Annotated in this window: 18 protein-coding genes and 1 tRNA gene; 7 read left to right on the top strand and 12 right to left on the bottom strand. The window is 44.9% G+C overall.

The window, feature by feature from the left end:
- Positions 1-110 precede the first annotated feature (110 nt).
- Positions 111-1,769, top strand: coding sequence for a TIGR04141 family sporadically distributed protein (locus tag B853_RS05250; RefSeq protein WP_038887192.1), 1,659 nt, complete (start codon positions 111-113; stop codon positions 1,767-1,769).
- A gap of 106 nt (positions 1,770-1,875) precedes the next feature.
- Here the strand turns inward: B853_RS05250 and B853_RS05245 are convergent, their stop codons facing one another.
- From B853_RS05245 to B853_RS05230, 4 genes are all read right to left on the bottom strand, one after another.
- Positions 1,876-2,064 (bottom strand): hypothetical protein, encoded by a 189-nt coding sequence (locus B853_RS05245; RefSeq protein ID WP_038887191.1) that lies wholly within the window; start codon positions 2,062-2,064, stop codon positions 1,876-1,878.
- Positions 2,065-2,294: 230 nt separating this feature from the next.
- A tRNA-Ser gene (locus B853_RS05240) sits at positions 2,295-2,382 on the bottom strand.
- A gap of 144 nt (positions 2,383-2,526) precedes the next feature.
- The gene (locus B853_RS05235) at positions 2,527-2,976 is read right to left on the bottom strand and encodes an L-alanine exporter AlaE (RefSeq protein ID WP_038887190.1); all 450 of its coding nucleotides are present in this window, start codon (positions 2,974-2,976) and stop codon (positions 2,527-2,529) included.
- A 378-nt stretch (positions 2,977-3,354) separates the two neighbouring features.
- Positions 3,355-5,775, bottom strand: a complete 2,421-nt coding sequence (locus B853_RS05230) for a hybrid sensor histidine kinase/response regulator (protein WP_038887189.1) — start codon at positions 5,773-5,775, stop codon at positions 3,355-3,357.
- Positions 5,776-5,828: 53 nt separating this feature from the next.
- Between B853_RS05230 and B853_RS05225 the strand changes: the two genes are divergently transcribed.
- From B853_RS05225 to B853_RS05200, 6 genes are all read left to right on the top strand, one after another.
- Positions 5,829-6,440 (top strand): YecA/YgfB family protein, encoded by a 612-nt coding sequence (locus B853_RS05225; protein ID WP_128826815.1) that lies wholly within the window; start codon positions 5,829-5,831, stop codon positions 6,438-6,440.
- A gap of 411 nt (positions 6,441-6,851) precedes the next feature.
- Entirely contained in the window at positions 6,852-7,082 is a 231-nt protein-coding gene (locus B853_RS26875; protein WP_428843296.1) for a hypothetical protein, read from the top strand.
- Positions 7,083-7,250: 168 nt separating this feature from the next.
- Complete coding sequence (locus B853_RS05215; protein ID WP_038887187.1) at positions 7,251-8,147, top strand: MbnP family copper-binding protein; 897 nt, start codon at positions 7,251-7,253, stop codon at positions 8,145-8,147.
- A 5-nt stretch (positions 8,148-8,152) separates the two neighbouring features.
- Positions 8,153-9,316, top strand: a complete 1,164-nt coding sequence (locus tag B853_RS05210; RefSeq protein ID WP_038887186.1) for a methanobactin export MATE transporter MbnM — start codon at positions 8,153-8,155, stop codon at positions 9,314-9,316.
- Complete coding sequence (locus tag B853_RS05205; protein WP_038887185.1) at positions 9,313-10,458, top strand: hypothetical protein; 1,146 nt, start codon at positions 9,313-9,315, stop codon at positions 10,456-10,458. The genes B853_RS05210 and B853_RS05205 overlap by 4 nt, the downstream gene beginning before the upstream one ends.
- A 26-nt stretch (positions 10,459-10,484) precedes the next feature.
- Positions 10,485-10,946 (top strand): copper chaperone PCu(A)C, encoded by a 462-nt coding sequence (locus tag B853_RS05200; protein WP_038887184.1) that lies wholly within the window; start codon positions 10,485-10,487, stop codon positions 10,944-10,946.
- A gap of 96 nt (positions 10,947-11,042) precedes the next feature.
- Here the strand turns inward: B853_RS05200 and B853_RS05195 are convergent, their stop codons facing one another.
- The 8 genes from B853_RS05195 to tolB form a co-directional block, all read right to left on the bottom strand.
- Positions 11,043-12,206 (bottom strand): glutathionylspermidine synthase family protein, encoded by a 1,164-nt coding sequence (locus tag B853_RS05195; protein WP_038887182.1) that lies wholly within the window; start codon positions 12,204-12,206, stop codon positions 11,043-11,045.
- Positions 12,207-12,211: 5 nt separating this feature from the next.
- Positions 12,212-12,781, bottom strand: coding sequence for a DUF1190 domain-containing protein (locus tag B853_RS05190; protein WP_038887180.1), 570 nt, complete (start codon positions 12,779-12,781; stop codon positions 12,212-12,214).
- Positions 12,782-12,789: 8 nt separating this feature from the next.
- On the bottom strand, positions 12,790-13,206 hold the full coding sequence (locus tag B853_RS05185; RefSeq protein WP_038887178.1) for a DUF350 domain-containing protein: 417 nt from the start codon (positions 13,204-13,206) through the stop codon (positions 12,790-12,792).
- On the bottom strand, positions 13,206-14,249 hold the full coding sequence (locus tag B853_RS05180) for a potassium channel family protein (RefSeq protein WP_038887177.1): 1,044 nt from the start codon (positions 14,247-14,249) through the stop codon (positions 13,206-13,208). The genes B853_RS05185 and B853_RS05180 overlap by 1 nt, the downstream gene beginning before the upstream one ends.
- Positions 14,250-14,381: 132 nt before the next feature.
- Positions 14,382-15,443, bottom strand: a complete 1,062-nt coding sequence (gene nadA / locus B853_RS05175) for a quinolinate synthase NadA (protein ID WP_128826814.1) — start codon at positions 15,441-15,443, stop codon at positions 14,382-14,384.
- A gap of 164 nt (positions 15,444-15,607) precedes the next feature.
- Complete coding sequence (ybgF, locus tag B853_RS05170) at positions 15,608-16,372, bottom strand: tol-pal system protein YbgF (protein ID WP_038885849.1); 765 nt, start codon at positions 16,370-16,372, stop codon at positions 15,608-15,610.
- A 15-nt stretch (positions 16,373-16,387) separates the two neighbouring features.
- Positions 16,388-16,906, bottom strand: a complete 519-nt coding sequence (gene pal / locus B853_RS05165; RefSeq protein ID WP_010447301.1) for a peptidoglycan-associated lipoprotein Pal — start codon at positions 16,904-16,906, stop codon at positions 16,388-16,390.
- A 30-nt stretch (positions 16,907-16,936) separates the two neighbouring features.
- On the bottom strand, positions 16,937-18,289 hold the full coding sequence (gene tolB, locus B853_RS05160) for a Tol-Pal system beta propeller repeat protein TolB (protein WP_081641217.1): 1,353 nt from the start codon (positions 18,287-18,289) through the stop codon (positions 16,937-16,939).
- Between the last annotated feature and the right edge of the window lie 10 nt (positions 18,290-18,299).

Genomic DNA, 18,299 nt, shown 5'->3' with positions numbered 1-18,299 from the left:
TAATTTAATCACGCCATTGACAAACCAAGAATCAGTGTTCATTATGCAACCAACAAATAAACAATGCGAGTTCAAAGCGAATGATTTACTAATTTTAAGGAGCACTCTTAATGCCGACTACAACACCACTATCGATTTACCTATTAAAGAAAGGGATCAATGCCAACACTTCAGTTCTCAAGATCAACGATGCCAACAGCCATAACGTTGAAATCGATGGAACAACAAGTACGATGCACGTTCAAACACCGACCTCAAACCCACCAGCTTTTGCTAAATTATTTACTGAAAGCAATCAATTAACTGAAGTAGACTTCGGGACTAACCAATCTACTGGTGCGGTGTTGGAACTACATCACGCCGGACAAACCTTTTTCGTTGCCTTCGGAAAAGGCTATCACATGATTGAAATGGACTATATGGTTCATGACTTTGGATTGAGAACGGCCTTAAATCTGGTGGACACCAAAGATATCCGCGGGGTCGATACCGCATCAAACAAAACCACTCCTCAAAACGCTCGTATTCAGAGCGGGTTAAGCGCGGAAGTGTCAGACTTTCCAATCGACATTGATGAAGATTTGCTTTCTGCCATTGAAGGACTGAGCAACGATGCTGGCTTCGGTTCAAGAGTTAGCGGGCGTCGAAAAGCCTTGAAAGTGAACTTCAAGGGTAAGCTTGATGAGCTCCCGAGACTGCTAAATAAAGCCTACCAGAAATACACCACACCACTGCCTAACGAGTTCAAGTGGGTGGAAAACATTCGAGAAGTCTCTGACTCGACAATTATCTCAAGCTTGGATTGTGAGCTTGTGACGCTTCTCCAAAACTACCAGACGAATGGACCATCGCAAAACGATAACGTCTATATGATCGCGCCAAATGTATATGACACTGACAAAGTAGTAGGCTTTAGCTACGGTGCCAAAAGCAAGCAACGCTCAGATATTTTGAGTCTGCAGCGATACCTGAACAAAATCGTGGGTAAAAAAGGAACGCTCGAACTGAAGGATCTCAAGACTGGCTATAAGGTGTTTGCCAAAGATGAAGATCATATCACACAACATACTTGGTCTGGTTACGATTGCCTGTACTGTGAGCTTGAGAAAGATGGCAATCACTATGAACTGCGTGCTGGAGTTTGGTATGAAATCAACGTTGACTTCGTTAAGGAGATCAATGCTGTAATGGAAAAAATCGCCACTTATGATGTAACACTTCCAGCTTACAACCATGATTCTGAAGGCGCTTACAATGAGGATGTGGCTGATAACGACACTAATATTGAGTGCTTAGATACCAAAAATATCTATCTTGGTGGCGGGCAAAGCCGTTTTGAATTCTGCGACCTTGTAAATAAAGATAACGGTCACGATAAACTGACGGACCTAATCCATGTGAAACACTATACCTCTTCCGCCACTTTGAGCCACCTTTTTAGCCAAGGTGTAGTGTCTGCGGAGATTTTCCGTCGAAGTGAAGAGGCTCGTCAAAAGCTGTATTCGAATCACAAGGATGTTATGCCTTTGACAGATCCTGCTATCGCACCAAACGCCAGTGACTATCGAATCGTCTATGCCATCTATGATATTGACGCATTGCCAACTAAGCTGCCTTTCTTTTCCAAGGTCAACTTAAAGAATGCATTCAACAGGCTGCAGCTGCTAGGCTATGAAGTCGCTCTGGCGCATATCGAAGTGCACCCAGATAAAAAAGCAAAACTCCAAGCCAAGAAAGCGAAGCAAGCCAAGCTTAAAACAGCGGCATAATTTTTAGGGTTCAGCGGCTATGTAGATATCGACGTCAGCAAAGCCGCCCTTCTGGCTACTGAAGACTCACCATTCGAACGCGCCCCCATTTGTTCAGTTTAAAGTATCAAACAAAGTTATCCTCAATATATTGCTTCACCTCATCTGCCTCGAAGTATTCCGCGATATCCAAGCAATCAATGGCTCTTTTGGGGAAAGGGCTACCAACCGGTACTGTATACGTTTTCTTCCAGTCTCCACCCTGTTCGATCATTTTCTTGAACAATTGCAGCTCGTTGAGTTCCGCAGCCAGCATTAATTTGAGCTAAAGATATGAAGGCTAGTGTCGTACCCATACTCTCCATAAAAACGTAATGAAGTGCTCGATCAGTAGGGGATATAGACCCCTGCATTAGAAAGAACTAAATAATTAGCTCTTCGATAGAGTGGTGCTTGCATCGTGTGTACTCTTTTGTGTACTTCCAGAGATGCATTGCTTTAGTGCAGATATGAAAAAAGGCCTGATAAATCAGACCTTTTAGAATGTGGCGGTGAGTGAGAGATTCGAACTCTCGATACGTTGCCGTATACACACTTTCCAGGCGTGCTCCTTCAGCCACTCGGACAACTCACCGAATCAAATTGTGGTTAGCATCATTGGCTAACGAGGCGCTAATTTAATGATTATGTGCCTGATGGTCAAGGCTAAACATGAAAAAAAGCGCCCTTTTGCGTTTGTTTGCTCACTATCTAGCTAAATTGTGCAAAACAGGGACAATTAGGCCTCTTGATAGTAGCCAGGAACGCGGAACCAACGACGGCACTGGTCTAAGAAGTAACCGTAAAGTACGCCCATACCACAAGACACAACCGCATTACTCGCCACTGCTGTAATGATTTGATCAGTAGAAGCGCCTACCGCGAATAAGATGCCAGCATAGACTGGTGATTGGAATAATACGTAGGCTACCAAGTCAGAGACATTCTTCATAAATGATGAAGGTGAAAGCTTGTTACCTTGGCGCAATACCCAATCACGAAACATGCCATAAGGCCAAGCAATCGCGATATTGACTGGAATAGACAATGTACGTGATGCCAGAGACTGCTCGAACGTCATACCCGAGATCAAAATCTCGATGATCATCCCGGTGATAAAACAAAAAACCACCATAGCGAAAGTATCTGCTGCTGCATTACGAATACAGAATGGTCCACGAGCCTTCATTACAACCTCTAAAATCAAACACCAATTTAAGTGACATCTATAAAATCTTTCACTACACCAAGAGAGACATGGCAGTTCATATCGCCATTAGAGCACAACAATTGTAGTTTATGATCTTGTTTTTAAAATAAAGAGGTAAATTAATGACTACTTTCAAAACCCAAAGTAGTCAAAATCACTAAAAACAGGAACTCCGGCCAAAAAGCCGCACCAAAATGGAGTTAAATAACGTAATTTAATTACTTAATAAGAACTTAGATGAGGAGAAATACAAGAAAAGTAGTTGTAAATATGGCAGGTGAGCAGAAAAAAGATCGCCTCATGCTGCTTAGCATGAGGAAATCAGGATAATCACTATAAAGCGGGCATCCTTGTGTCTTACAAGTCTGCTAACAGTACAGTTAAGCTGTCTATATCTTCTTGCTTTGGTGGCTGCGCTTGCGACAAGTAGGACTCGATACTTTCCGCTAATTCTGCGAGCTGTAGCTGTAAGCTCTGAGGAACTGAGGCATGAATCCTTGCTAGCGTTTGGCTAGCGCCCTCTAAATCACTGTCTTCTAGCGCGACGTAGAACTCAAGCAACAAAGACTCCGTGTTTAGTGGTTTATCTGAAGATTGAATGCCTTCAGGGTGATATTGATAAAGCCGTTGAGAGTGACGATATAGCGCGTCATCCAGTTCTGATTCAACAATGGGTTTCGCGATAATATGATCGGCGCCTACCCCCATCATTCTTTCTTGAGTTTCTTTGAACACGTCTGCGGTACATCCAAAAATCAGCACCGACTTAGAAGCAGATTGAGAGTTCCTAATGACAGATATTGCGCCAATACCATCAAGAACTGGCATATGGTTGTCCATTAAAATCAAGTCGAATTGTTGCTTCAGCGTAATGTCGACTGCCTGCTGACCATTTTCTACGGCGGTACATTCGAAGCCTTTATCTTTTAAGAAGCTTTCCATGATAATGGTGTTCGTTCGATTGTCTTCAACAATAAGGGCTCTGAGCCCCTCACAGTTGATCTTGTGTCGATTTGTCGTTTCAAGTTTACCGGGCTCACAGGAATCAAGCTTCAACTCAACCGTGAATTTGGTACCGACGCCTTCCCTGCTCTGTACATAAACCCCACCGCCCATATGTTCCGCAATCTGTTTCACTATCGCTAAACCGAGGCCAGTACCACCATAGCGACGAGTTGTGGAAGATTCTGCTTGCTCGAATGGACGGAAGATCCTCGCTTGTGCATCGGATGAAATACCAATACCTGTATCTTTTACGCTGATGATCAACTTGTTGGCGCCATCATCCTGCTTTTCGTCAAGTTCAACTTCCACATATCCGGAGTCAGTGAATTTCACTGCATTATTCAACAAGTTAAACAGAACTTGCCTTAATCGCGCTTTGTCATTGTTGTACCAACGACCATGAGGCAGGTTTGAGGTAATTTTGAACTGTAAGCCTTTTTCGGCACAAAGTGTATGGTAAACACTATTGATACTGCCCAGAATGGATTCTATCGGGAATGGAGTGTGGTCAAGCTCAATATGACCTTGCTCTATTTTCGAGTAATCCAAAATCTCGTTGAGCAGTGTCATCATATGATCACCAGAATCGTAAAGCGTATTGAGGTGCTTACGCTGCTCATCATTTAACGGCGTTTTAAGCAGGATTTGAGCGGTACCCAAAACACCGTTCATTGGTGTACGAATCTCGTGGGATAAGGTGGCCAAAAAAGCGGTTTTAGCGTTGGTTGACGCTTGTGCTTTCACACGCTCTCGCTCTAGGTAAACCGTTTTTTCATTAAACTTACTGATCAGGTGACCAATCTCGTCATCACTTTCATAATTGATATCAATAATGCCGCCTGTTTTAGAATCATCGACCTTTTGGGCAATTCGCACAATTGGTTCCACGATATACCGATTAAGCAAGTAATAGCCAACTAATACGCAAAGAAGTAGAAATGGAATAATCCCGCGTTCCACACTCATTACTTGTTCAAACACCTGATCCGCCACTTTCACTTTGGCGTTAACAACATCAAGCTGCCAGTTGAACTCACCAAAATCGAGCTCACTGATATAGATATTTTTGGATAGATTGAAGTTGTGCTCAACGATCACCTGCTCATCCGCATCACGGATCACGACTCCCAAAGAGTACTGATTGGTGTGTTCACGGATAAATTGGAATAACGCTTCCAAAGAGAGGTCGACAGTCGCTACGCCTGCAAACTCACCATTGCGATAATAAGGCGAAGAAGCCGTAATCATCTGTACTTGTGTAAACGTATCGATATATACGCTTGACCAGCTCACAGCCCCTGCTGGTGCTCCTGCCACAGATTGATACCACGGCTCATTGTCATACCCTCCGGTTTGAGGGTTATTGTAAGATTGGATCTGGTCGAGGCCACCAGCATCATTTTTATTGAAAAATAGACTGGTGTAACGCCATTCCTCGTTTTCTAAAAATGGTTTAGGCCACAGCCCTCCACTCACAATAATGTCATCGCTAACGGCAAGCAGTTGGGGAATGGTATGAACTAAGCTCAATTGAAGTGAGTCTGTTTGGCCGAGACCGACTAAGCTTTGAACTAATCCAATAGAGCTCGTTAGTGGCTGCTCAATTTGTGAGGCGAGTAATTGAGTTCTTAAATCGAGGTTTTTTTCGAGCTTGGCACGGACAGGAGGCTCCACAACTAAATAGGCCACACTACCAATAGTTGCGATAAAGAACCCCAAATACACGGTTAATGCGAGGATACTTTTCTTTCTTAACGAGGAGCGTATTTCCATAGCAGTTAACGAATCCGTCCCTAATATCGATTTATCTAAAATTGATTGGTAAGATGTTCGCAACCAACCAGTCCATTAACAAATGGTATTCTATTTTGAAACTACAAGACATCCTTTCTCTTCCAGAACTTGATGGAAAACTACTAAACCTAGCGAAAACTCAAGGCTTCGTAACAGCAATGGCATCTGCGCCGAATGTTCTGAACCCTCAAGAATGGCTACCATTCCTGTGGGGTGGTGAAGAGACCGCACCTTTCTCTGATGGAGAGCAGCTAGAACAGTACATCGATGAGATTGTTCAAATGTGGAACCAAACTCGTCCTGCTTTATTGGAAGGCAGTTGGCAATGGCCTGAAGGCTGCGCTCTGGACGAAGGTGAAATCGTGACGGAAGCAACTCGTGATTTCTGTGAAGGTGTTCTTCAGGGATGGCAATTGGCTCGTGATGATTGGGAAACCTTAATGCCAGAAGATAGTGAAGACAGCGCATTACTTGGCGGTGTGCTGCTATCTCTGACCATGCTTTATGATCCAGAAACAACTATCACAACTCTTGCAGAACAAGGCATGGAAGGCTTAGAGCAATTTGAAGAGATCTTCAATGCGATGCCAGTAATGCTTTCAGGCCTAACGCAACGTGGTGTCACATTGGCAGAACAAGAGTAATCATAATTTATTTAAGCCACTGACTCTCAGTGGCTTATTCTATCAATTCATCTCTCCTCATTTCCTTTCTCAAACCCACAGCAAAAACATTCGAACAAACCATAGACGTCACCATTTTATAAAAACAACATTACAATTCCTTAATTTCTTTGTTAGTATCCGAGCCGAATTTGGTTAATTGAATGTTGCAATGCACACAGTAAGAAATCAGCATATAAAACAAAAAGTAATGGCAGTTTATGTCATTGCTGCTTTGCTGTTTCAGATTTACCTATTGGCAACCGTAGCACTTAACCCATCACAAGTTCATAACAACAACTGGTTATCTGAAGCTCAGGATGAAAAAGTCCTACTCTGTACTGCAGAAGCTTCAAGTGGGTCGACATTAAAGAGCTTATCGCCGACAACGCCATGTCTATTTCACCGGATAGTGAGATTCACGATCCATTAAAGTTCAGTTGCCCTTTACTGGATGTGTGCCAGTTCGTTATCGCTATCATGGCGATGGTTCTAGCGGTTATCATTCTTTGGCTTAGTCGCGTCACTCCACGCTTTAATACCGATTTACCTATTCAGTGCCAGCAAAAGCTTTACCTTGCTCTCGCGCCAAAACAATCCCCACCTCAGACTTTCCTTGCTTAATTCGGCGCTTCTACGTCGATATCAATAATTCAAATAACAATACACCTAAGTAGCCTCGAGATGCTTGGGTATCAATGACCGCGTTTAACCAAAACAGCGGCACAAATTCGCACGTACTTTTTTTGGAATTCAAATCTGACTTGCGAAAATAATTAGAAAGGAAAGTCTATGTTCAACCGTATTTCAACTGCAAAATCTCTTTTTACCACAATCAGTTGCGGGCTACTCGCCGCATGTGGTGGCGGTTCTGACTCTAACTCAACAACAACCCCAGAAACCTCACTACAAAATGTCACGCTTGAATTTAAAGCTCGTGTTGGTCAACAAGACATTCAGTGTCAACTGATGGAAAATGCAATTGCAGGCACTGCCAATACAAACCCAGAGTTTAAAGATGTCCGTATGTACCTTTCTGAAGTCGAGTTGCTTGACAACAATGGCGTAGCAACCCCTCTTGAGCTGATTCAGGATGGCAAATGGCAATACAAAAACGTTGCACTGTTAGACTTTGAAACTGGCTCGGACAGCTGTGCAAATGGTAATGCAGCACTTAACCATCAAATCAAAGGTCAAATACCCCAAGGTAACTATACTGGGGTTCGCTTTACCTTAGGCGTTCCTGCCGCGCTCAACCACTACGGGATTGACGGTGACGACGCTATCTCACCATTGGATGTAATGGGCATGAACTGGAGCTGGCAAAACGGGCATAAGCATCTGCGTATGGATGTGAATGGTTGGAATATTCATTTGGGAACCACAGGCTGTGAAGTCGTGGATGCGACACAGGAAACCATCGATTGTGCCTCGTCTCGTCCAAATCGACCAACCTACCAATTTGATGACTTCGACGCCGCAACCAATGTGATTGTGTTCGATTATCAGCGCCTAGTCACTAACAACGACATTACCTTTAATACCCCAAATACGCCTCCTGGTTGTATGTCGTCTAGCACAGACCCTGATTGCCAAGGCATCTATGACAACTTAGGTCTAGATTTGGAGACCGGCGAATGCACTGCTGGTAACTGTAGTAGCTCTCAAGCTTGGGTTTCAGTGGAGTAATTGTTATGTCAGTAAACCAGAAGTGCGGTTTGCTGGCATCGCTCACGATTTTTGCCATCGTAGGCTGTGACAGCGAATCGGATTACACCGTGATACCACCCAACGCCGAAAATGAATTTGGCTTTGACTTTCAAACGGGCTCACTTCCACCACCTAAAGAGCCAGCAGATAACCCTGCGACAGAGGAAAAGTTTCAACTTGGACGTCATCTTTTTTATGACAAGAACCTTTCTGGCAACCAAACCATGTCGTGCGAATCTTGCCACCAGCAAGCGTTAGCATTCTCAGACGGTGTAAAAGTGCCAACGGGCTCGACAGGAGAAGTGTTGCACCGCAACTCACAAACGCTCACTAACATCGCTTATAACGCTTCTTACACTTGGGCAAACCCCATCTTGAAAGAGATCGAACAGCAATTGGTGATCCCTTTATTTGGTGAGTTCCCTGTCGAGATGGGCATCAATGATGCGAACCGAGAAGAGATATTGAACCGATTCCGTCGTGAAACGGCTTATCAAAATATGTTCAATGCGGCTTTTCCCAACGAGCAAGACGCTGTCACGTTTCCTAATGTGATCAAAGCGCTTGCCGTCTTCAACCGAGCCTTGATCTCTAAAGACTCAGATTTTGATCGCGGCACCATGAGCAGCTCAGCGATGCGTGGTCAGGATCTGTTTAACAGCGAGAAAATGGAATGTTTCCATTGCCATAATGGCTTCAATTTTAGCGATTCAACCTTGCATGATGACTCTGTATTTGTCTCGCGCCCTTTCTTTAACACGGGGCTTTACAACATTGATGGCAAAGGCAGCTATCCCATTGCAGACAATGGCTTGTTCACCGTCACTCAAGATCCAAAAGACAAAGGGAAATTTCGCCCACCCACGCTGAGAAATATCGCCTACACCGCGCCTTATATGCATGACGGTAGTATCGCCACACTCGGCGAAGTGTTGGATTTCTACGCCAATGGTGGTCGCAACATCACTTCTGGTGAGCATCAAGGAGATGGTAGAAAGAACCCAAATAAGAGTGAATTTGTCAAAGGGTTCACCCTCAGTGCACAAGAGAAACAAGACATGCTGATGTTTTTACATGCTCTGAGTGATGAGACATTTATCTCTAACCCTCGCTATGCGAACCCGTTTACTCAAGAGGATAAGTCATGAAGCAAGTGCTAATAATTATGGGTAGCTTGCTGGTGACGCTCCCTTTACATGCTAAGCAAGCTCAAACTGATTGGCTCGATGAGGTCGATATACAGTCAAACCTTTTTGCTCAAGTTGGCTACTATCAGACCGACAGAGAGACGGCATACTCAATTCCTGGTGTTGTGACGGATGCAAAAGCCTTTCACTACGAAGAAGGATTGCAGCTGATGCATGGCGAGCTTGGGTTCTTGGCAAGTGTAGATAACGTTCTAGCGGCAAAACTTATCATTGGTAGTCACCATGGCGAGTCTATAGAACTTGAAGAACTATGGCTGCAACCCCACCTGCATCAAGATTGGACACTACGCATAGGTCGTCAACTCAGCCCAATAGGGCTATATAACGGTGTTCACGAACACGACTGGCGTTTTCTTGATGCTTCACTAACCCAGCAAGCGTTTCTTGGTAGTCAATACAGCGATGATAGTGTTCAGTTGACCTTTGCTCAAAACCGTTACGACACCACTATTTGGCTTGGTCGTGGCAGCGAGTACCCTGCCCAGTACGATAGTAGCTCCGCTTCGCCTGCCGCCTTTGGCTTGACTGCCAATTGGTATCAACTGAGAGCGGATTACCAACTGCAAGTGATAGCAAGTGCGGCTTATTTTAACGCGACTTCGCGAAAGCAAGCGGAAAATGATGGTCACAGTCATGCTCACACCGCCTCTAGCAACTTAACCTATGACGGTGATACTACCCTGTTGACCTTCGGCGCCGATCTAAAGTGGAACAACTTTAACTGGCAAGTGGAATGGATGGGCCAAAGGCTAAATGCCACTCTAACGGATTCACAGCAAATTCGAACTGAGCTAGATGCATTTCAACACGGTGTGTCTACACAGTTAAGTTGGCAGTACCAAAATCTTGAGATGGGCGCACGTTATGACTGGTTAATAACAGACAATGAGGTAACCAAAACCAACGCTGAATTCGAACAGGTTTTAGATGCTAAAGGTCATGCTCCACAGCGTATCAGCGCTATTGCTAACTGGCACTTTGCCATGCATCAACTTTTGAGATTTCAAACCAACTACGAATCCATTCTTCAAACCCAGCAAACTGCATTTTGGCTCGTCTACCAAGGCAACCTCACTTGGTAAACCAACAACAATTAACGGAAATAATTATGAAAAAAGCGCTAAAAATCATCTCCCTATTTTTATCTGTTTGTCTCATCGCACCCGTGAGTGCTCATGAATATGCAAAGGATAGTATTCAAATAGATCATCCTTGGAGTCGAGAAGCCCCACCGAATGCGACCGTGATTGCTGGTTTCTTCCAACTAAAAAATGGTTCAAGCAAAGATGACTTCTTGATCAGTGCTTCTACCCCGATTGCAGAACGTGTGGAAATACACACTCACGAGATGAGCGACGGAATGATGATGATGAAAAAAATCGACAGCGTTCGAATTGGCTCAATGAAAACCGTGATGTTCCAACCAGGCGGCTATCACCTGATGATTTTCAATCCTAAGCAGTCCTACCAAAAGGGGGAACGATTTCCGATGACGCTGCAATTTAAACATGCAGGAACGATCGAGGTTGAGTTAGCAGTAGAAGCAAATGGCCACATACATAGCCACTGATGAATCGTAGTTAATCACTGTCCTAAGCCTCTCAAACTCGAGAGGCTTAGTTTTTACGAAACAAATATTTTGAGCAAACCAAGCCAACGCTACCACTCAAAGGATAATATGAGGAATATAGCGCGCCATATCTTGAGTCACTAAACTGCTGTCTTCTCGAATCGAGATCCCTGCTGCTTTGTCATTCACGAGCCAACTTCCAATCAAAGTATGGCTTGAGCCAAATTTCGGTAGCGGATGATATTGTTGAACGATGTTTTGGTTCGATTCGTACGGACCCGGTATTTTCACCAATCGCTGACCATTTTTGACAATCTCAATGTTGGCACCTTCGCGAGAAAACAAAGGCTTAATAACGTAGTCTTTTAAGCTAGCCGCTTTTGGATCATTGGCAAAATACGCGGGTAAAAGATTCGGATGATTTGGAAATCTCTCCCAAAGCAAGGGCAACAACGCTTTGTTAGACAGAATCGATTTCCACATTGGCTCTAACCAGTTCACACTCGATGTTGCGAGATACTGGCTGTATTCCTCTTCGAACATAAACTCCCACGGGTAGAGTTTGAACATCCAGCGAATCGCTCTGCCATCAGCATCCACAAATTGCCCATCTTGTGTCACACCAATATCTTCAACAAAAACAAAAGCGGTTGCTAACCCAGCCTCCCTTGCGCAGTCTTCTAGGTATTGCACCGTACCTTTGTCTTCTTCGGTGTATTTGCAACAACTAAAATGCAGCGTTTGACCCGGCTGCAATTTGGCAATGTCAGCAAAGCGTTCAATCAGAAAGTCCTGCAGAATATTAAACTGATCCGCGCTTTGGTGAATACGCCCTTTATTGACAACGTCTTCTAACCATACCCACTGCCAAAAGCCAGTTTCAAACAATGACGTTGGTGTATCTGCGTTGTTCTCTAGCAACTTTGCTGGCGATGAGCCGTTGTAAGCAAAGTCCATTCTTGAATAGAGGGATGGCTCTCTTCGCTGCCAAGAAGAAGCGACTTGCGACCACATGGCTTCGGGAATCGCACACTGCGTCAGTAACTGCTCACTTCGAACAACCTGATCGACGATTTCAAGACACATTTGATGAAGCTCTTCCGTTGGGTCTTCAATGTCTTTCTCAATCTGCTCAAGGGTAAATTGATAGTAAGCACTCTCATCCCAATACGGTTGGTCGTACATAGAATGGAAGCCAAAACCAAACTGGCGTGCTAATTCACGCCAGTTTTCTCTTTCTAGTATTTCTCGTCGAAACATTTCAGTTAACCGCCGCGGCTTACTGACACCGCTTTACCAAAGCCACCGCGAGACATCACACGACCAATCGTACCGCCACCGCGCTTATTTAGGTTACTGGTAGCGACCTTAGTGGATTGATTGCGGTAAGAACCGTAAAACTGCCCTGCACCGTTGTAATACTTCGATTTATAACGATACATCGGCTCTGAGTAGTAGCTTTTGTTGTAACCGCTTAAACCACTTACTGCACGGCTGAAGAAGTATCCTCCCACAAACGGCACATAAGAACGATGGCGCGAGCTGTAATAACAATCGTCTTCATAGAAGTCGTCTTCACACTCGTACTCATTGTTATAGCGCGGTGCGTTTTCTTCTGCACGTGCCATTGCCTCTTGGTAGGCGATTTCACACTGCTCACTGAACTCAGGCGCAGCAGATTTACACTCATCAGCATCGACGTAGATGTAGCCTTCCGTTTTTGATTCTTGAGTTGCGAGGAAAAAAATCCCACCGAAAGCAACGAATGGAATGATTCGCCCGACCTTAAAACTCTTGTCCATTGAGGAGCGTTTCACATTGGAACTGCGTTTCATCGAACCTCCTAGTAGGTCATGCAGGCTGCGTTAAGCACACCGACAGACACAGAGACGGCAGCTAAAACAATGCCTGCTGGTACTTCATCATTCTCAATACGCTCCGATACTTTCGGCAGCAGAATAAAACGCACAATACCGAACGCAATTATTTGTGCCAGCATCGCAACGAGACCCCATACCATAAAATCTATAATATTGACTGAGTTGGTTGCAGCACCCGCTATAGCGAGGCAGTAGCCAAGGAACGCCCCACTTAATGCGACTGCCGCCGCGGTATTTTTCTCTTCTTTGATCAGATGCCATTCATCGTACGGTGTCAGTTTTACATAGACGAATTTGAACGCCAGTACGAAAACGATCGAAACGGAGAAGTAGAGAAGAAAGTTAGGGAAACCCGCTAACAGGCCGGCAATCATATGCATTATTTATCCTTGTTCATGTCAGTCCAAGCGAAGTCATCAATTCGCTCGTCGGCAATATAAAACAGCTTAGTGCTTGGCGGCACTTGGGCATTTAAGTCTGGGTTGAGTTCAATCCCGTCGCCGAGATCGAATGCGATCAACGTTGCTTGGTGATGCTTCTTGATAAATCCGAAGATCTTTTCCACGCTGGTCGTCGGTTGATCTTGTGGGTAAATCACTGAGTACTGCGTCATACCTCGTGTAGAGGCAAGTAATTCTTGGTGTAACGCGCTTGAACCTGGATCCACTGCAGCTTTGGCAAGCATCTCTGCGCCTACCGCTGGAATGCACTCTGCCTTAGGGCAATGCTGACTGAGCAATCGTCCCAATGCTTCATCTTTAAAGTAGGCGAGCAAGTGTGCATCAGGGTTGACCGAAGCACAATACAAGGCGGCCGAGAGAGTAATATCATCGCTAAGATTATCAACAATAATACAGTTAGCTCCGGTAATGTTGGCATTCTTCATCTCTTGCGCATCGGTGTAACTGTTCACCTTAATAAAACCAATTTCACCCGGTAATGGGTTTTCAATATCTGAACGACTGCATAACACGATTGGGCGTTTGCCCTCTTCTTCATGCTGTAACATGCGGATAAGGTGCATAGTGCGTGCGCCATTCCAACCCAGTAATACGATATGGTTTTCCACTCTTACTCTCCGTTTACCCAGTATGCCTGCTCGCCAATAGTCAATCGCCCCGCCTGCAACTCGTCCCAAAATGGCAGCAAATAAGCTCAAACCGCCAGGGATAATAAATAACACCACTACCCACTTACCCATATCACTTGAGGGTGATAAGTCGCCATAGCCAACCGTTGAAGCGGTCACCATGAGGTAGTAAATGAAGTTTGAGAAGTTATCGGTCAGTGCATGCTCTCCTGCAAGAGCCAGCAACAACCACGAGATGGCAATGTAGGCGCCACTAATGACGAGAAGATTTCGGTTGCTCAACTTAAAAAGATGGGTACTTAGCCACTTTTTCAGTACTAGCCATACAGCCATAAGTTTCCGATTCCTTTCTGATTGCTATAACTAAATACTAACCTATTGATTGTAAGAAATAAAAAAACCAGCCACATTCGGCTGGTTTTTGCGATTTGTCTTAGCAAGCTTTGCCTAAACAAGACTGAGCAACTAAGCGTTGCCTTTTACTTGCATGTTTAGTTGCTCTGCGAAGTCCAACATGCGGTTCAGCGGGATGAGTGATTTCACACGCAGTGCTTCATCAACGAAGATTTCGTGCTCTGCACCACCTTCACTCAGTGCCTTTTCAATCGCTTTAAGACCGTTCATTGCCATCCAAGGGCAATGTGCACAGCTACGACACGTCGCACCTGCACCTGCTGTTGGCGCTTCTATCAGTTCTTTTTCCGGCACTAGCTGCTGCATCTTAAAGAAGATACCTTTGTCAGTAGCGACGATCATTTGCTGATGAGGTAGCTCTTTCGCCGCTTTAATTAGCTGGCTAGTCGAACCAACTGCATCTGCAAGCTCAACCACACTTGCTGGTGACTCTGGGTGAACTAGGATTGCCGCATCTGGGTATACGCTCTTCATCTTGCGTAGTGCATCTGCAGAGAACTCGTCGTGAACCACACACTCACCTTGCCATAGCAACATGTCGGCGCCAGTTTTGTTCGCAATGTAAGAACCTAAGTGACGGTCAGGGCCCCAGATGATTGGTTTATCTTCCGCGTCTAGGTGCTCAACGATTTCAAGAGCGATACTAGAAGTCACCACCCAATCTGCGCGTGCTTTTACTGCAGCTGAGGTGTTTGCGTATACCACTACCGTGTGGTCAGGGTGAGCGTCACAGAACGCGCTGAACTTGTCCGCCGGGCAACCAAGGTCAAGCGAACATTCCGCTTCTAGCGTTGGCATTAGAATGCGTTTTTCAGGCGTTAGGATCTTTGCTGATTCACCCATAAAGCGAACACCACCGATGATCAGTGTGCTTGCAGGGTGGCGGTTACCAAATTTTGCCATTTCTAGCGAATCACCAACAAAACCGCCGGTTTCTTCAGCTAAAGCTTGAATTTCAGGGTCGGTGTAGTAGTGCGCGATTAATACCGCGTCCTTTTCCTTAAGCAGCTTTTTGATTCGCGCGATGTAATCGGCTTTTTCTTCTTGGCTTAATGGGATTGGTTTTGGTGGGAATGGGTAAACTGTATCGATTTTATCTAATATGTGGCTCATTGCTCTTGCTCTACGCAACTTCCTTTAATCCGAGTATTGTAACCTTGTTGATTTTCAAAAACCAACCCGTAACCGGAATTTGTAGCAGTCTAGCCGTATATCTTTGTTATACCTTGAAAAGAGCGAGCAAAGAAAAAGGGAGCTAGGCTCCCTTTTGACTTTGTTTACTTCAGCTTAGAGCTAGCGACTTTCGCCGAAGCACTGCCTGGATATTCATCCACAACTTGCTGATAGTACTTCTTCGCTTGCTCAGCATTGTTGTTACGCTCAGCGATATCACCTAGCTTAACCAATGCGTCTGCACGCTTGTTAGATTCTTTGTAAGAAACAACCGCCGCAAAACTCTTCACAGCTTCTTTGTCCTGCTTCTTAGCAAAGTACAGCTGACCTAGCCAGTAGTGTGAGTTCGCTGAATAGGTAGAATCAGGGTAATCTTTCTGGAACTGCTGGAAAGCTGCAATCGCGCCGGTGTAGTCACGTTTTTTAAGGATAAGGTCAACCGCATTTTGATACGCGGTTTGCTCATCTACATTAGAACTGTACTTACCACCTGTTTCAGCTGGCTTCTTCTCTGCCGCAGCTGGAGCCGCTTTCATTTCACCACGAATACGATCAAGCTCTACAAACAACTCTCGCTGTCTCTTAAGCATTTGCTGCATTTCATAGCTGTTGCGCTCTAACTCACCACGAAGATCACTGATTTCCTGAGACATCTGATCAATCTGTCCCTGCATTTGTACTTGAACGCGATTGCGATTTTGTAGCAAACGCTCTAGACGTTCGATATCAGTTTCTGGACCCGAGCGAGTCTGTGATGCGGTCGATGAGGTGCTGTTGAGGTCTGATACTGGAGCTGGTGCAGCGAACGCGAAGTTCGCTGCACTTGCCAGTAACGTAAGCGTAACAGCGCGCTTAGTGTTACTGAACATGAGGTTTACCTCAGATTAGTACACTAGAACCGCACGACGGTTCTTAGCGTAAACTTCTTCAGATTGACCTAGAAGAAGTGGTTTTTCTTCACCGTAAGAAACGATAGAGATTTGATCTGCTTGTACACCTAGTGCTTGTAGGTAGTTAGCAACTGCTTGAGCACGACGCTCGCCTAGAGCGATGTTGTACTCAGGAGTGCCGCGCTCGTCTGCGTGGCCTTCAACCGTTACTTTAAGCGCAGGGTTCTTGCTTAGGTAAGCAGCGTGAGCAGCTAGCATCTCTTCGTAATCACCAGCGATTGTTGAGTTATCAAACGCGAAGTAGATTGTTTGAGTTTCACGTAGTGCTTGCTCTTTTAGCTCTTGCTCTGTTAGCTGACCATTTGGGTCAATTGGAGTTACTACTGTAGTCTCCGCAGAGTTGTTAGTTTCTGCGCCAGTGTTAGAAGCAGCGTCGTCACTAGAACTACACGCTGTAACAGCCATTACAGGAAGTGCGATTAGTAGTCCTTTTAGAACCTTGTTAAGTTGCATCTTATTTTCCTTCATTAATCAAACTTATTGCTACAAAAACGGAGACCATGCGGGAGCTCTGACACGCCCATTTGTTGCCGGTAATCTAGCTTTAAATCGACCATCAATAGACACCATCGACAGTACATTTTTCTTGTTGTAAATCGAGCTGTAAATCACCATGCCACCATTTGGGGCAATGCTCGGTGACTCATCAAGTAGGGTTTTAGTAAGTACTTGCAATGAACCAGTTTCCAAATCTTGCTTTGCCAGATTAAAGCCTGAATTGCTTCGATTCACCATAATAAGGAATCGGCCATCAGGAGTAATTTGACCACCCAAGTTTTGACTACCTTGCCACGTCAGACGATTAATTGAACTATCGCCCAAATTTACTTGATAAATCTGTGGTTTACCACCCCTATCCGATGTAAAAATCAACGATTTTCCATCCGGATGCCAGAATGGTTCTGTATTATTTGATCTGCCACGCGTAATTTGTGTCAGCTTGCGAGTTTTTAGGTCTAAAGTGTAGACCTGTAACGATCCCGTCTTAGACAACACTAACGCCAGCTTACTACCATCCGGTGAGAATCTTGGCGCACCATTATGACGAGGGTATGACGTAACCTTCTCACGCTCACCCGTATAAATATTCATAATGAAGATTTCAGCTTGGCCGTTCTGGAAGCTTACGTATGCTAGTTTTTGACCATCAGGCGACCAAGCTGGTGACATCAATGGCTGCTTTGAACGAAGGACTAATCGCTCGTTAAAACCATCATAATCAGCGACTCGAAGCTGGTAAGGGAAGCGATCTTTATCATTCACCACCACGTACGCAATGCGAGTCATAAACGCACCGCGTTCACCCGTCAATTGCTCGTATACCAAATCGGAGATACGGTGAGCGTATTCACGCATTCGTGGGGCTTCAACCGTTGCAACCTTGTTGAACAGTACATGATCCTTAGACAGAACAAGTTCACCATCTTCACCAAGCGCTCGACTCTGCCCACCGGTCAACTGACCACGAACTACGTCAACTAGCTGGTAGTTGATAACAAAATTGCCTTGCGCATTTTGAGTAATGCTACCTGTTAACAGAGCATCAACGCCAAGACTGGTCCAAGCATCAAAGTTAACCTCAGATTCGTTAAAAGGCGTTTGAGGCATCTTGTTGGTAGGGATCGGGCTAAATTTACCACTACGCTGAAGGTCTGATGCGATCACAGCAGAAACATCTGTCGGCAGTGGTTGGCTTCCTTCCCATTTAAAGGGAACAACAGCAATTGGTCGTGCTGAATCAATACCATCAGTAATGACCAGCTCTAATGCAGCGTGAGCCACGTTCGTTATACTGCCAAGCAGTACAAACATTCCTAGTAAAAGGCGTTTAATCACGTCTTATTCC

Source organism: Vibrio rotiferianus CAIM 577 = LMG 21460, from assembly GCF_002741985.1.
In the GTDB taxonomy this organism is placed as follows: domain Bacteria; phylum Pseudomonadota; class Gammaproteobacteria; order Enterobacterales; family Vibrionaceae; genus Vibrio; species Vibrio rotiferianus.
The sequence above is the reverse complement of the archived record's forward strand: the minus strand, read 5'-3'. Positions and strand labels throughout refer to the sequence as shown.